Here is a 14,826-nt window from a genome sequence, read left to right on the forward strand (position 1 = left end):
GCAACTCCGCGCCCGGGTTACGCGACAGTAGGTTGATGCTTCTCCGGCTTTTGGGTGCCACGTCACACCGGGAGGGTCAGCGGTCCTTGGTGATCCGGGTCAGTTCCGGGTACTTGGCCGTGACCGAGTCCCCCGAGGAGCGCCCCGTCAGGCGGCGCCCGATCCACGGGCCGAGCGACTCCCTCACCCAGGTCAGGTCGTCCCGGCGCGCCCGGGCCCAGCTGACCGGCTCCAGCGCGGGCCACGGCTCGTCCCAGCGCTCCTCCACCGGCACGCCCAGCACCTCGGCCACGCGCAGGGCCAGGCGGCGGTGCCCCTCCGGGGACATGTGCAGCCGGTCCTCGTCCCAGGCGCGGGAGTCGGTGAGCACCTTCATCGGCCACTGGTCCACCAGGAAGCAGCCGTACTTGTCGGCGACGGCGCGCACGTGCATGTAGTAGCGCGCGAACAGGCCGATGGTGCCGCGCATGTAACCCGTGGTGACGTTGACGCCGGTGAACAGCACGACCTGGCTCCCCGCGCCTCGCAGGCGCCCGACCGTGTGGTCCAGGATCCGGGCCATCCGCTCGGGGTCGCCGCCCGGGCGCAGCAGGTCGTTGCCGCCCGCGCTCAGGGTGACCACGTCCGGGGACATCGCCAGGGCGGGCGGGACCTGGTCGGTGACGATCTGGCGCATCAGCTTGCCGCGCACCGCCAGGTTCGCGTACCGGATCTCGCCCAGGTGGTCGGCCAGGTGCTCGGCCAGCCGGTCCGCCCAGCCGCGGAACCGCGCCTCCGGACCCGGGTAGGGGTCGCCCACGCCCTCGGTGAAGCTGTCCCCCACCGACACGAGCGACATTCCCGGCCTGAGCACCGAACCGTCCTGCGATGACATCACTGCTTCTTCTCCTCCGGTACGGGGTTGGGCACGGCTCCGCCGTAGCGGCGGTCCCGGCTCGCGTAGATCTCACAGGCCCGCCACAGGTCGCGGCGGTCGAAGTCGGGCCAGAGCGTGTCCAGGAACACGAACTCGGCGTAGGCGGACTGCCAGAGGAGGAAGTTGGACGTGCGCTGCTCACCGGAGGAGCGCACGAACAGGTCCACGGGCGGCACCTCGGGGGCGTACAGGTGCTGGGAGAGGGTGTCCTCGGTGATCTTGTCCGGGGAGACCAGCCCCGCCGCGGCCTTGCGGGCCAGTTCGCGCGCGGCGTCGACGATCTCGGCCTGGCCGCCGTAGTTCACGCAGAACTGGAGGGTGAGCCCGGTGTTGTCCTTCGTCATCTCCTCGGCGTCCCGGAGCTCCTTGATGACGCTCTTCCACAGCCGCCCCGCGCGCCCGGCCCACTTGACGCGGACTCCGCGCGCGTGCAGGGCGTCGCGGCGCCTGCGGATGGTGTCGCGGTTGAAGCCCAGCAGGAAGCGGACCTCGTCGGGGGACCGCTTCCAGTTCTCGGTGGAGAAGGCGTAGGCGGACAGGTTGGGGATGCCCATCTCCAGGGCGCCCTCGATCACGTCGAAGAGCGAGGCCTCACCGGCCTTGTGCCCCTCGGTGCGCGCCAGCCCGCGCTCCTTGGCCCAGCGGCCGTTGCCGTCCATGACCACCGCCACGTGCCTGGGCACCAGGGCGGCGGGCAGTTCGGGGGGACGCGCGCCGCTGGGGTGCGGAACGGGCGCGGTGTACTCCCGCCGTTTACCGGTGTCGAAGCTGAACAGACTCAAGAACGCTCCACGTGGCGCAGTGATCGGATGCCGTTCTCCAGGTGCCACTGCAGGTAGGCCGCGACCAACCCGCTGCACTCGGAGCGGTGCCTGCCCTCGCTGGCGTCCGCGCCGTCCCAGTCCCCTCCGAGCAGGGCCGACATCAGTCGGACCGTGTCCGGGGAAGGGTGCACGGAGCCGTGGGGACGGCACACCGAGCAGACCATACCGCCAGCGTGGACCGCGAACGCGCGGTGCTCTCCCCTGCTGCCGCAGCGGGCGCACTCGTCCAGCGCCGGGGCGTACCCCGCGACGGCGAGTGAGCGGAGCAGGTAGGCGTCCAGGACCAGCCGGGAGTCGTGGCTGCCCTCCCCCAGGGTACGCAGGGCGCCGATGAGCAGGAGGAACTGGCGCAGCGCCGGGTCCTTCTCCACGGAGACGACCTTCTCGGCGGTCTCCAGCATCGCGGTCGCGGCGGTGTAGCGGGCGTAGTCGGCCACGACCGCCTTGCCGTAGGAGCGCACCGTCTCGGCCTGGGTGATGACGTCCAGGGTCCGACCGGTGTGCAGCTGCAGGTCGACGTGGGTGCACGGCTCCAGCCGGGCACCGAAGCGGGACTTGGTGCGGCGCACCCCCTTGCCGACGGCGCGTACCAGGCCGGTTCTTCGGGTCAGGAGGGTGACGATGCGGTCGGCCTCGCCCAGTTTCTGGTTGCGCAGGACGACACCCTCGTCGCGGTAGAGACTCACTCCCCCATTGTCGCGGATGCCGCGGACCGTCCACGCGGCCGGTCGGCTCCGAAAACCCCATCTTGACCAGCTTTATTACAGTTTGGTTTCCCTTTTCGGGATATTTGCTCTACTCTCACGCGCTAGGCGCTCCATGTCGGGCCCGCCGCCCTTCCCCCGCGGCACTCCGGCGCCACCGCGCGCGTACGCGCGCTCCCGACACCGGCCACCGGGAACCCGTGTGGCCACGGGCACGAGCAGCACGGGCTGCGGAAGGACGCCTCCCGCCACCGGGGAGGCCCGACCCACCCGCGGTGTGTCCGACCGATCCCATCCCAAGGAGAGCGACATGGCGCGTGGTCGCCGAGGCAGGCGCAGGATGAGCGCCCGCGGACACCGCTCCAACCGCCGCGTACACCGGCGCCGCGGGGTACCGCTCGCGGTCTCCCTGGCCGCCGTACCGGTCGGCCTGGTACTGGCGGGTGCGCTGCTGGTCACCGGCGTGGGCGAGGACCTCGACCCCTTCCGGAACACGGCGGACGGCCAGGCGTCGGGGCAGACCGGGGCCTCCGTCACCGAGTCCCCTCCCGAGGCCTCCGAGGACGACGACTTCTTCGCCCGACCCCCCGCGACGCCGGAAGGGGGACAGGAGCAGGAGCCGACGCCCTCCGGCGACAGCGGGCCCCGGAGCGCGGACGTGACGGCCTCCTCGATCCCGGAGGAGGACTCCGGCGACGGGGAGGGCGACGGCGGTGGCCGCGACGGTTCCGACTCCGGCTCCGGCGGCGGGGGCACGGGCGGGAACGCAAACCCGGGCGGGAACGGCGGCGGGGGCCGCGGTGAGGACGGCGGCATCTCCGGCGCCTCCGCCGGCGCGGTGGCCGACCAGGTCGTGTCCCTGGTCAACGCCGAGCGCGCCGATGCCGGGTGCGGTCCGCTGAAGGTGGACTCGCGGCTGACCGCCGCCGCCCAGGAGCACAGCGAGGACATGAACCGGCGCGACTACATGAGCCACGAGAGCCCCGAGGGCGAGGGGCCGGGCGACCGTGCCCGCCGCCACGGCTACGACGCCTGGGGCGCGGAGAACGTCGCCAAGGGGCAGACCAGCCCCGAGCAGGTCATGGAGGCGTGGATGAACAGCGAGGGCCACCGCCGGAACATCCTCAACTGCGACCTGGTCTCGATCGGTGTCGGCGAGTCCGGCAACGCGTGGACCCAGATGTTCGGCTGGAAGTAGACCGGGCGCCGGGCCGCCTCCCCGTGCGGGGGGCGGCCCGGCGCGTGCGAGGGGAGTGCGACGGCTGCCTGCGAAGGAGTGAGGAGGCAGCCGAGGTGCCCGGCCCCGTCCCGCGTTCACGCGGTCTTCGTGGCGGGCGCCGCCGCACGCGCCTCCGGACGGTCTCGCCGTACACCGCGCACCGCATGGTGGCACCGGGAGGACCCCAGCCGCCACGGGTCCAGGGGGCCGCCGCCCTCGACGGGCCGGGGCCCGGAGCCGCCGCGGCGAGGCGGTCGGCTCCGGGCCCCGGTACGCCGCCGGACGGGCGGCGAAGGCGTGTCAGACGCGGCCGATGGCGCTGCACAGGGCCTTCAGCGAGGCCGTGGTGATGCTGCTGTGGATTCCCACGCCCCATACCACGCGGCCGTCGATGTCGGCCTCCACGTAGGCGGCGGCGCGGGCGTCGCCGTCCCCGCCCATGGAGTGCTCCACGTAGTCCATGACGCGGACCTTGATGTCCACGTCGGCCAGGGCGTCGCAGAACGCGGAGATCGGGCCGTTGCCGGTACCGGCCAGCTCCCGGATCTCGCCGTTGACGCGGGCGTCGGCCTCGATCCGGTACGTGCCGTCGCCGTCGGTGGAGGAGCGGTGCGCCAGCACCGCGACCGGACCGCCGTCGGACAGGTAGGTGTCGGAGAAGATCTCCCAGATGCGCTCGGCGGCGAACTCCCCGCCCTCGGCGTCGGTGAACTTCTGGATGACCTGGGAGAACTCGATCTGCAGGCGGCGCGGCAGGTCCAGCGCGTGGTCGCGCTGCATGATGTAGGAGACGCCGCCCTTGCCGGACTGGCTGTTGACCCGGATGACCGCCTCGTAGTTGCGGCCCACGTCCTTGGGGTCGATGGGCAGGTAGGGCACGTCCCAGGCGTCGGCCTCCTCCTGGACGGCGAAGCCCTTCTTGATGGCGTCCTGGTGGGAGCCGGAGAAGGCGGTGTAGACCAGGTCGCCGCCGTAGGGGTGGCGCGGGGCCACGGGCAGCTGGGTGCAGTGCTCGACGGTACGGCGGATCTCGTCGATCCCCGAGAAGTCGATCATCGGGTCCACGCCCTGGCTGAACAGGTTCATGCCCAGGGTGACCAGGCAGACGTTGCCGGTGCGCTCCCCGTGCCCGAACAGGCAGCCCTCGACACGGTCGGCCCCGGCCATGACGGCCAGCTCGGCCGAGGCCACGCCGGTGCCGCGGTCGTTGTGCGGGTGCACCGACAGGACCACGTGCTCGCGCCGCGACAGGTTGCGGCTCATCCACTCGATCTGGTCGGCGTAGACGTTGGGCGTGGAGCGCTCGACGGTGGCGGGCAGGTTCAGGATGATCTCGCGGCCCGGTCCGGGCCGCCAGACGTCCATGACGGCCTCGCAGACCTCCAGGGCGAAGTCCAGCTCGGTGTCCACGAAGATCTCGGGCGAGTACTCGTAGCCGAAGTACTCGGTCCCCTCCAGGTACTGCTCGGCGAAGCGCACGACGTGCCGGGTGCCCTCGACGGCGATCTCCTTGCAGGCCTCGCGGTCCACGCGGAAGACGACGCGCCGGAAGGTGGGGGCGGTGGCGTTGTACAGGTGCACGGTGGCGCGCTTGGCGCCGACCAGGCTCTGCACGGTGCGCTCGATCAGGTCCTCGCGGGCCTGGGTCAGCACCGAGATCTGCACGTCGTCGGGGATCAGGTCGCCCTCGATCAGGGACCGGACGAAGTCGAAGTCGGTCTGGCTGGCGGAGGGGAAGCCGACCTCGATCTCCTTGTAGCCCATCCGGACCAGCAGCTCGAACATCTCGTGCTTGCGGGCGGGGTCCATGGGCTCGATCAGCGCCTGGTTGCCGTCGCGCAGGTCCGTGGACAGCCAGCGCGGCGCCTCGGTGATGGTCTTCGTCGGCCAGGTGCGGTCGGGCAGGTCCACCGGCGCGAAGGGCGCGTAACGGTGGAAGGGCATGGAACTGGGCTTTTGCTGCGGCACCATCTCGGTGGCTCCTCGGGTGGTTCTGGCGCGTGGTCACGGTCGACCAGGGCAAGCCGAATTCCCGCGGCGAGGGAGTCGACCTTTTAACGACCCCCGCCGCGGCCACTAAGGAGGAGCAGCTCGCGCAGCATAACGGTCATCACGCTAGCAGACCGGCGCGAAATCCTGGTACCTCACGTCCGCATAGTGGGACGCATGTCACCTGAACTGGGCATCCTCCGGCCGGCGCGGTGGGGCGACGCCGCCCGCGCCACTACAGGTACCTCGATTTCGAGAGACCCTCGACAGGTCTGTACCATTTCAGTGAACCCTTCAGTGCTAGGGGGGTTGTTGCAGATCCCGCCGACGGGACCCAGGGTGCGGCCAACACCCGAGGCCGCCATCGGGCGCGCCGCACAGCGCGCCGGTGGCCGGGCCGGTACCGTCGGCGGGATTTCTCTTCCGCGCGGGCCCTCAGCCCTCCAGGGCCGGGTAGTCGGTGTAGCCGCGATGGTCGCCGCCGTAGTAGGTGGCCCGGTCGGGCGCGTTGAAGGGCCCTCCGGCCCGGATGCGGGCGGGCAGGTCGGGGTTGGCGAGCCAGGCCGCGCCCACGGCGACGGCGTCCGCCCGCTCCTCGGCCAGGGCCGCGGTGACGGGACCGAGGTCGGTGCCGGAGGCGGTGTTGAGCACGAACGCGCCCGCCCACTCCTTGCGCAGCCGCTGGGTGTACTCGGCCGACCCCGACTCGGTCAGGTGCAGATAGGCCAGCTCGGAGGAGCGGTGCCGCAGCCCGTCGAGCAGGGCGAGGTACTGCTCCAGGGGGTCGCTCTCGCTGATGCCGTTGAAGGCGGTGCCCGGGGAGACGCGCAGGCCCGTGCGGTCGGCGCCGATGGTGTCGGCGACGGCGTCCACGGCCTCCACCGCGAAACGGGCCCTGTTCTCGGCGCTGCCGCCGTAGTCGTCGGTGCGCCGGTTGCTGCCGTCGGCGAGGAACTGCTGGATGAGGTAGCCGTTGGCTCCGTGCACCTCCACCCCGTCGAACCCGGCGGTGACCGCGTTCCGGGCGGCGGAGGCGAAGTCGTCCAGGGCCTCGGCGATGTCGGAGGCGGTCATCTCGCGCGGCACCGGGTGCGGAAGCATCTTCTCGCCGTCGAACAGGGAGGCACCCGAGCGAACGGCGGACGGGCCGACCGGCAGGCCTCCGTCGGGGTAGAGGACGGGGTGGCCGATCCGGCCCGCGTGCATGATCTGCGCGAAGATGCGGCCCCCTCTCTCGTGGACGGCGCCGGTGACGCGCTTCCACGCCTCGACCTGCTCGGCGCTGTGCAGACCCGGGGTGTCGGTGTAGCCCTGGCCGCGGACGCTGGGCTGGACCCCCTCGGTGATGATCAGTCCGGCCGAGGCGCGCTGGGCGTAGTACTCGACGGTCAGGTCGCCCGGGCTGCCGCCACGGGAGCGCGAACGGGTCATCGGGGCCATGAACAGGCGGTTGGGCAGCTGCATCCGGCCGATCCTGACGGAATCGAACAGGTCGCTCACGGTGTACTCCGTAGGTCTGGGTCGTGAGGGTGGTGCCCTCGGGAACGCCCTCACGGTAGAAGGGGCCGCTTTCCGGCTCCTTGCCGGGCCCTGTCCGTCCGCTGTCACGACGGATGTCCCGCCGCCCGGAGGGGGCGCGGAGGCCGTGTGGACAGGGTTCCCGGTATGCGGTTCGGGGTGCTCGGGGAACTGGCCGTGTGGACCGACGAGGGCGACCCCGTCGACATCCCGGGGGCCAAGGTCCGGGCTCTGCTGGCCGTGCTGCTGGTACACCGGGGCGAACCGGTCCCGGCCGACCGGCTCCGCGAGGAGCTGTGGGAGGAGCCGCCGCCCGACCCCGCCGCGGCGCTGCAGACGGCGGTGTCGCGGCTGCGGCGCGCCCCGGTGCCCGTGGCCGGATGTGGCCACGGGGCGCGCCCGTGTACGCGGACGCGGAGCGGGCTTCACCTGCCCGGGTGGTCAAACAAGTCAGTTCGCCACGCATATGACGGAAAGTTAGCCATATTGACAGAACGTATGGCTTTCTCGTGCAATAACGCCACGTATCCGACGCCTCACCCCCGCTCACGGAGGCATCGTGGCAATCAATCCCCTTTCCAGAACCCTCGTTCCCGCGGCCGTCGGCGCCCTGCTCCTGGGCACCCTGGCCACAGGCGCCGAAGCCGAACCGGCCTATGACCTCTACGAGGTCCACGGCGTCCGCACCGCCCAGGAGCGCACGGCGATCGCCGCCACCGGCGCCGCCATCGACCAGGTCGGCGACGACTCCGTCCTGGTCACCGCGACCCCCGACGACGCCGCGGAGATCGGCCGGCTCGGACACGGCGTCGAGGAGTTCGACCCGCCGGTCCCCTTCAACAGCCCCGACCCGGGCTACACCACCTACGCCGAACTGCTCGGCGTCGTCGACCAGGTGGTGGCCGACCACCCCGGTATCGCGGAGAGGTCGGTCATCGGCCGGTCCCACGAGGGACGCGACCTGGTCGCGGTCAAGATCAGCGACGACGTGGACACGGACGAGGACCAGCCCGAGGTGTTGTTCGTCCACGCCCAGCACGCGCGCGAGCACCTCACCGTGGAGATGGCCGTCCACCTGATGCGCATGCTCACCGACGGGTACGGCAGCGATCCACGGATCACCGACCTGGTCGACAGCCGCGAGATCTGGATCCTGCCCAACGTCAACCCGGACGGCAGCGAGTACGACATGTCGGGCACCCGCTGGCGGAACTGGCGCAAGAACCGGCAGCCCAACCAGGGCTCCTCCGCCCTCGGCACCGACCTCAACCGCAACTGGGACTACATGTGGGGCTGCTGCGGCGGCTCCTCGGGCGACCCGCGCAGCATCACCTACCGGGGCCCGTATCCCGAGTCCGCGACCGAGGTGCGCGTGATCGCCGACTTCGTGCGCGGCCGGGTCGTCGGCGGAGAGCAGCAGATCACCGCCGCCGTCGACTTCCACACCTACAGCGAGCTCATCCTGTGGCCGTTCGGCCACACCTACTCCGACGTCGCCGAGGGCATGACCCGGGAGGAGTACGAGACCCACGCGGCGCTGGGCGAGTACATGGCCGACGCCAACGGCTACACGCCCCAGCAGTCCAGCGACCTCTACGTCACCGACGGGTCGATCAACGACTGGCTGTGGGGCGACCAGCGCATCGTCAACTTCACCTACGAGATGTATCCGAGCAGCGCGTGGGAGGGCGGCTTCTACCCGCCCTCGTCGGTGGTCGAGCGCGAGACCGCGCGCAACGAGGAGGCCGTGCTGCGCCTGCTCGACTACGCGGACTGCCCGTACCGGATCATCGGCGCGGAGGCGGCCCACTGCGGCTGACCCGACGGATCCGGCCCCGGGCGCGCGGCCCGGGGCCGGCCCCCGTCAGAACTTCCCCTCGCAGGCCCGCTGGACGTCGTCGACACCGAAGTCCTCCACGTGGGTCTCCTCCGGGGCCTCCCGGAGGTAGCCGTCCGCCTGGGCCCCGTAGAGCACGACGGGGCCCGCCCCGTTCCACTTGAACTGCAGCTGGCAGTCGCCGCTGACGTCGTAGGTGGCCCACCAGAACCCCTGGGAGTCCGGTGCCGTGATCCTGAGCTCCTCGCCGGGGAGCCCGTTCTCCACCAGCAGTTGCCGGAACTCCTCCTCCGAGCCGCCCTCGGGGGAACAGGCGGAGAGGGTGAGCGCCGCGGCCGCGGCCGCGGCCGCCGAGAGGAAACGCGCGTGGGGGGACATGCTTTTCCAACTTCCGAGAGTGCCGACGACGGTCCGTTGTGTCCGCCGCTCTCTGACACGGCGGCCCCGTCGTCCACGTGTTTCCCACGTTTCCCCAGGTCCGCGCCGGAGAAAACCCACGCCGCGACACACTCCGGACACAACACCGTAACGAGCGGTTCATCCGTGCGCGCGATCCCGGCCGGTCCGCCGCGGCGGACCGGCCGGGATCCCTCCGGGGAGGGCGGTCAGGCGCCGGGGAGCGGCTCGAACTCCTTGACCGCGTCGATCGCCGGGCCGTGCGGGGTGTTGGCCTCGCGCTCGATCATGATCTCGACGAGCACCGGCCGCGAGGTGGCCTGGGCCTGCTTGCGGGCCCACTCCAGGGACTCGCGGATCTGCCCGGGCTCCCACACGCGGCGTCCGGAGCAGCCGTAGGCCTCCATCAGCTTGACGTTGTCGGTGCCGTACTCGTCGTAGTGGATGTCCACCTGGTAGTTCATGTCGAACGGGATCGAGGCCTGGCGGATCAGGCCCAGGTACTCGTTGTTGAGCATGATGATCACGTAGGGGACGTCGTACTGGGCGGCCACGGCCAGTTCCTCGACCATGTACTGGAAACCGTAGTCGCCGACGATGCCGACGACCTCGGCGTCGGGCTCGGTGTCCTTCAGGGCCTTCTTGACGCCGATGGCCGCGGGGATCTCCCAGCCGAGCGGGCCCGCCTGGCCGCAGATCTGGTAGTGGCGCGGCTTGTGCGCCTTCTGGTGCTGGCCGCCCCAGATCTGGTAGAGGCCGATCGCGGTGACGAAGTAGGTGTCCTCGTCGAAGACCTCGTTGATCTCCTTGTACACGCGCGGGGCCTTGACCGGGACCGTGTCGAAGTCCTCGCGGCGGGTCAGGGTGGCCTTGAGCTCGCCGATCCGGTCGATCCAGGGCCGCACCTTCGCCGTCGCGCCGCGGCGCCTCGCGGCGGCCAGCAGCTCGCGGAGGAACACCTTGGCGTCGGAGACCACCCCCAGGTCGGGTTCGAAGACCCGACCGATCTGGGTGGCCTCGACGTCGACGTGGACGAACCTGCGCTCGCCCCGGTAGACGTCGATCTGGCCGGTGTGGCGGTCGGCGAACCTCGCGCCCACGGCCAGGACCAGGTCCGACTCCAGGAAGGACGCGTTGCCGTAGCGCTGGGAGGTCTGCACGCCGGTCATCCCGGAGTACAGGGGCGAGTCCTCGTCGAAGGAGCCCTTGCCCATGAGCGTGACCTGCACCGGCACCTGGAGGTGGTCGGCCAGCTCGCGCAGCTCCTCGGAGGCCTCGGCCAGGATCACGCCGCCGCCGGCGAGGATCAGCGGGCGCTCGGCCTCCAGCAGCATGTCCAGCGCGCGCTCGACCCGCGGCAGGTGCGGCTCGACCGTGTTGACCGCCAGCGGGGCGTCGATGGAGGGGTCGTAGTCGATCATCTGCTGGGCGACGTCCAGCGGGATGTCCACCAGGACCGGGCCGGGGCGGCCCTGGCGCGCGATGCGGAAGGCCTCGCGGAAGACCCAGGGCGCGGTGGCGGCCTCCTTGATCTGGACGGCCCACTTGGTGACGGGCTTGGCGATCTCGACGATGTCGACCGCCTGGAAGCCCTCCTTGTCCAGCAGGTCGGTGCGCTGCTGGCCGGTGATGCACACGATCGGGACGGAGTCCGCGATGGCCGTGTACAGACCGGTGATCATGTTGGTCCCGGCGGGACCGGAGGTGCCGATGGCCACGCCGACCCTGCCGGTCGTGCGGGACCAGCCGTCGGCCATGTGGGTGGCGCCCTCCTCGTGGCGGACGGTCAGGTGCTCGATACCGCCGACCTGCTCCATCGCCTTGTAGAGCGGCAGGATGGCCGCCCCGGGGCAGCCGAAGGCGGTGTCGACGCCCTCGTCCTTGAGGACCTCCACGACCGCGTTCATCGCGGGCATCTGTGGCATGGGAAGTAAACCCTTCGGTACTGGGGCCCGTGGGTGCCCGGCCGCCCCGGGGCGTCGTCCGTGCGCTCCGGGGTCGGGGACCCTCGGAACGCACGGACACGGGGGGCGGCGGACGGAGCCCCGCGAAAGAGGACAGTGCTAGGGGGCCGCGCCCGCGGTGTCCCGGGTGCGGCCAACACCGGGGACATCGACGCGGGGCGGAGCTTGTGCGGAGCGGGCGGGGCCGCTACCGGCCGGAGAGCTGCTCGACGATCTTCAGCAGCGCGGAGTGGTCGAGCGAGCCGTGGCCCTGGTTCTTCAGCGCGGCGACGTACTGCGCCACCTGCGCGCCGAGCGGGATCGCGACCCCGGCGGCGTGCGCGGAGTCGGTGACGATGCGCATGTCCTTGTCGTGCAGGGCGATGCGGAAGCCCGGGGCGAAGTCGCGCTCGCGCATGGCCCTGCCCTTGCGCTGGAGCACGGTGCTGCCCGCGAGCCCGCCGCCCAGGACCTCCAGGCCGGACTCGGTGTCCACCCCGTGCGCCTCCAGGAAGACCAGCGCCTCGGCCAGGAGCTGGATGTTGCCCGCGACGATGAGCTGGTTGGCGGCCTTGACCGTCTGGCCGGAGCCGCTCGGACCGACCAGGACGGGAGTGGTGCCCAGGACGTCGAAGACGGGCCGGGCCGCCTCGAAGTCGTCCTGGTCTCCACCGACCATGATGGAGAGCTTGGCCTCGACGGCACCGGCCTCGCCACCGCTGACGGGGGCGTCCAGGACGCGCAGGCCGCGTGCGGTCCCGGCTTCGGCGACCTCCCGGGCGACGTCCGGCCGGATGGTGCTCATGTCGATGACCAGGGTGCCGGGCTTGGCGTTGTCGTAGACGCCCCCCTCGCCGAGCATGGCCTCCTGCACGTCCGGGGAGTCCGGGACCATGGTGATGACGGCGTCGGCGTCGGCGACGGCCCCCGCGATGCTCCCCCCGCGCAGGCCGCCCTCGGCCACCAGGGCGTCGACGCGGTCTTCGCTGAGGTTGTGCCCGGTGACGGTGTAGCCGGCGCGGACGAGGTTGACGGCCATGGGCAGGCCCATGATGCCGAGACCGATGAAGGCGATCTTCTTGATGGGCACGTCGGCCCCCTTCGTGGCTGGTGTTCGTGTGGCTGTTCGAATGCTGCGTGGCTGGTGTTCGTGCGGCTGCTCGGTGCCGCGTTCCTGTGGTCGTCCGGTACCGCGCGGGGCCGGTGCTCGTGCGGCTGCTCGGTGCCGCGCGGCCGCCGTGGGCCGGATGGCCGTGTCACGTCCCCGGTGAGGCGCTCCGGGTGCTCAGTCGAGCCAGCCGAAGCTCTTCTCGCTGGGGACGGTCGGCTTGTACTCCAGGCCGACGAGGCCGTCGTAGCCCGTGTTCTGGGCGGAGGTGAGCAGGTCCTCGATCGGCAGCCGTCCGCTGCCGGGCTCCCCGCGCCCGGGGGTGTCGGCGATCTGGATGTGTCCGAACTCGGCGGCGTGGTCGGCGACCACCGCCGCGGCGTCGTCGCCGTTGACCACGAGGTGGTACAGGTCCGCGAGCAGGGCGACGTTGTCGGCGCCGGCCTCCCTCGCCCGGGCCACGAACGCGAGTCCGTCCGCGGCGGTCTTGAGCGGGTAGCTCTCGGCGCCGCTGATGGGCTCGATGAGCACGGTGCCGCCGACCCCGGCCACGGCCCGGGCGGCCGCGAGGGTGTTCTCCAGCGCGGTCCGGTCCTGTTCGGCGGGGTCGGTTCCGGGCTGGCGCAGCCCGTAGAGGGCGTTGAACCCGGTGGCGCCCGTGCGCTCGGCGATGCGCACCACGACGTCGATGTTGGCCTGGAACTCCGCGCTGCGCGAGGGGTGCGAGAGCACGCCCCGGTCGGGGCCGGGGAGCACCCCCGCGAAGAAGTTGAGGCCGGTGAGACGGACTCCGGCCCCGTCCAGGGCCTTGACGAAGGCGTCGACCTCGTCCTGGGGCGGGGTCGGGCTCTCGAACGGCCACCAGAACTCGACGGCGTCGAAGCCCGCCTCACGTGCGGCCCGGGGGCGCTCGTGGAGCGGGAGTTCGGTGAACAGCAGGGAGCAGTTCACCGTGTACCCGAGGGTGTGGCTCATACCTTGCCTCCAGCTCCTACTTTCGCAATGTGGAAAGTAGTTTTCGCTTTAAGGAATGATTGAAGTGTGCGACGGCCACCCCCGCTTGTCAACCACCCTTCTCGCATCCCGACGGACGCCGACCGCTCCGCCCGCCGGCGCGCCGCCGCCCCCGATCGGCCGCCGCGCCCCTCCCCGCCCTTGGTACGGAGATACGGATCTTCCTGGTGCGATGACACGAATCTCCTCGCTTCCAGACGATTGCGCCGGGGGTGTTGACAGGGTCACACTGCTATCAACTAGAGTCCCTCCAATCCGCCATGCGGAATTATTTGTCTGTACTACGAAAATCTCGGAGAGCGTTCCACGGGGCCCACGGGCCGAGGACCGCGGGCACGCGCCGAGCCACGGGAGAGCACATGCCCGAGACCACCCCGCAGGAGCGGGTGACCGGACCCGACCCGGGCCTGGACCGCCTGAACAAGCTGCCGGAGGAGGAGTTGCGCGCGCGGCTCGCGCAGTGCCTGAACGTGGACCGCTGGGTCGGGGCCCTCGTCGCCGAGGCGCCCTTCCCCGACCGGGCCGCCCTGCTGGCCTCAGCCGACCGGCACGCGCGCTCGATCACCGCCGACGAGGCGGCCACGGCCCTGGCCCGCCACCCCCGTATCGGGGAGAAGGCCTCGGGCGGCGACACCGAGTCCGCCTGGTCGCGCGGGGAGCAGTCCGTCTTCGCCTCCGCCGGGGACGACGCCTCGGCGCGCGTGCAGCGGATCTTCGCCCACGCCCAGCGCGAGTACGAGGACAGGTTCGGTCAGATCTACCTGGTCTGCGCCAGCGGCCGCTCCAGCCGCGAGCTCCTGGCCGACCTGGTCGACCGCCTGTCCAACGACCGCGGCACCGAGCTGCGCGTGGTGGGCGACGAACTGCGCAAGATCGCCGGGCTGCGCCTGGTCAAACTCCTGGAGGACGCATGAGCCATGTGACCACCCACGTGCTCGACGCCGCCCTGGGGCGTCCCGCCCGCGACGTCCCCGTGCGGCTGGAGGCCGCGGCCGACGGCGACCGCAGGTCCTGGAAGACCGTCGCCGAGGGGCGCACCAACGACGACGGGCGCGTGCCCGACCTGGGACCCGACCAGCTCGCCGCCGGGTTCTACCGGGTCGTCTTCGACACCGCCGCCTACTTCGACGCGACCGGCCAGCGCGGGTTCTACCCCGAGGTCTGCATCGTGTTCGACCTCGCGGACGAGGACGCGCACTACCACGTCCCGCTGCTGCTGAGCCCGTTCTCCTACTCGACCTACCGGGGCTCCTAGCGCCCGTGCGGTGAGCGTCCGCGCCCCCCGGGGTCGTTCGGGCGCCGGCGGGGTTCTGGAGGCGTCGGAGGAGAGTCCGCGAGGAACGGGCCGACTCTCCGAG

Annotated in this window: 14 protein-coding genes; 5 read left to right on the plus strand and 9 right to left on the minus strand. The window is 71.5% G+C overall.

The annotated features are described in order from the left end of the window. Positions 1-76: 76 nt before the first annotated feature. The 3 genes from A6A08_RS11180 to recO are packed head-to-tail and all read right to left on the minus strand — an operon-like array spanning position 77 to position 2,426. The gene (locus tag A6A08_RS11180; protein ID WP_073702490.1) at positions 77-874 is read right to left on the minus strand and encodes an SGNH/GDSL hydrolase family protein; all 798 of its coding nucleotides are present in this window, start codon (positions 872-874) and stop codon (positions 77-79) included. Further along, entirely contained in the window at positions 874-1,698 is an 825-nt protein-coding gene (locus A6A08_RS11185; RefSeq protein WP_073702491.1) for an isoprenyl transferase, read from the minus strand. The genes A6A08_RS11180 and A6A08_RS11185 overlap by 1 nt, the downstream gene beginning before the upstream one ends. Beyond that, positions 1,695-2,426: a DNA repair protein RecO gene (gene recO, locus A6A08_RS11190; RefSeq protein ID WP_073702492.1), complete on the minus strand. Its 732-nt coding sequence runs from the start codon at positions 2,424-2,426 to the stop codon at positions 1,695-1,697. Before recO ends, A6A08_RS11185 begins: the two co-directional genes overlap by 4 nt. 328 nt (positions 2,427-2,754) lie before the next feature. Between recO and A6A08_RS11195 the strand changes: the two genes are divergently transcribed. Then, positions 2,755-3,642: a CAP domain-containing protein gene (locus A6A08_RS11195; RefSeq protein ID WP_073702493.1), complete on the plus strand. Its 888-nt coding sequence runs from the start codon at positions 2,755-2,757 to the stop codon at positions 3,640-3,642. Between the two features lie 321 nt (positions 3,643-3,963). Here the strand turns inward: A6A08_RS11195 and leuA are convergent, their stop codons facing one another. Both leuA and A6A08_RS11205 read right to left on the minus strand, forming a co-directional pair. Then, positions 3,964-5,634, minus strand: coding sequence for a 2-isopropylmalate synthase (gene leuA, locus A6A08_RS11200; RefSeq protein ID WP_073702494.1), 1,671 nt, complete (start codon positions 5,632-5,634; stop codon positions 3,964-3,966). Positions 5,635-6,087: 453 nt separating this feature from the next. Continuing rightward, a complete protein-coding gene (locus A6A08_RS11205; RefSeq protein ID WP_073702495.1) occupies positions 6,088-7,152 on the minus strand; it encodes an alkene reductase in 1,065 nt (354 codons plus the stop codon). Between the two features lie 165 nt (positions 7,153-7,317). On the opposite strand from A6A08_RS11205, the gene A6A08_RS29350 reads away from it, so the two are divergent. Continuing rightward, positions 7,318-7,830: a winged helix-turn-helix domain-containing protein gene (locus A6A08_RS29350; protein ID WP_143181740.1), complete on the plus strand. Its 513-nt coding sequence runs from the start codon at positions 7,318-7,320 to the stop codon at positions 7,828-7,830. Then, positions 7,730-8,989: a M14 family metallopeptidase gene (locus tag A6A08_RS11215; protein ID WP_073702496.1), complete on the plus strand. Its 1,260-nt coding sequence runs from the start codon at positions 7,730-7,732 to the stop codon at positions 8,987-8,989. The genes A6A08_RS29350 and A6A08_RS11215 overlap by 101 nt, the downstream gene beginning before the upstream one ends. A 45-nt stretch (positions 8,990-9,034) precedes the next feature. Here A6A08_RS11215 and A6A08_RS11220 read toward each other — a convergent pair whose 3' ends face one another. The 4 genes from A6A08_RS11220 to A6A08_RS11235 form a co-directional block, all read right to left on the minus strand. Next, positions 9,035-9,385 carry a hypothetical protein gene (locus A6A08_RS11220; RefSeq protein WP_073702497.1) on the minus strand — a complete coding sequence of 117 codons (351 nt, stop codon included), beginning with the start codon at positions 9,383-9,385 and terminating at the stop codon, positions 9,035-9,037. Positions 9,386-9,612: 227 nt separating this feature from the next. Further along, entirely contained in the window at positions 9,613-11,328 is a 1,716-nt protein-coding gene (gcl, locus tag A6A08_RS11225) for a glyoxylate carboligase (RefSeq protein ID WP_073702498.1), read from the minus strand. A 226-nt stretch (positions 11,329-11,554) separates the two neighbouring features. Beyond that, entirely contained in the window at positions 11,555-12,436 is an 882-nt protein-coding gene (locus A6A08_RS11230; protein ID WP_073702499.1) for a 2-hydroxy-3-oxopropionate reductase, read from the minus strand. A gap of 195 nt (positions 12,437-12,631) precedes the next feature. After that, the gene (locus tag A6A08_RS11235; protein WP_073702500.1) at positions 12,632-13,429 is read right to left on the minus strand and encodes a hydroxypyruvate isomerase family protein; all 798 of its coding nucleotides are present in this window, start codon (positions 13,427-13,429) and stop codon (positions 12,632-12,634) included. A gap of 398 nt (positions 13,430-13,827) precedes the next feature. On the opposite strand from A6A08_RS11235, the gene uraD reads away from it, so the two are divergent. Both uraD and uraH read left to right on the plus strand, forming a co-directional pair. After that, positions 13,828-14,382: a 2-oxo-4-hydroxy-4-carboxy-5-ureidoimidazoline decarboxylase gene (gene uraD, locus A6A08_RS11240; RefSeq protein ID WP_073702501.1), complete on the plus strand. Its 555-nt coding sequence runs from the start codon at positions 13,828-13,830 to the stop codon at positions 14,380-14,382. Continuing rightward, a complete protein-coding gene (uraH, locus tag A6A08_RS11245; protein ID WP_073702502.1) occupies positions 14,379-14,723 on the plus strand; it encodes a hydroxyisourate hydrolase in 345 nt (114 codons plus the stop codon). The genes uraD and uraH overlap by 4 nt, the downstream gene beginning before the upstream one ends. Positions 14,724-14,826 lie beyond the last annotated feature (103 nt).

This window comes from Nocardiopsis sp. TSRI0078 (assembly GCF_001905145.1).
GTDB lineage: Bacteria > Actinomycetota > Actinomycetes > Streptosporangiales > Streptosporangiaceae > Nocardiopsis.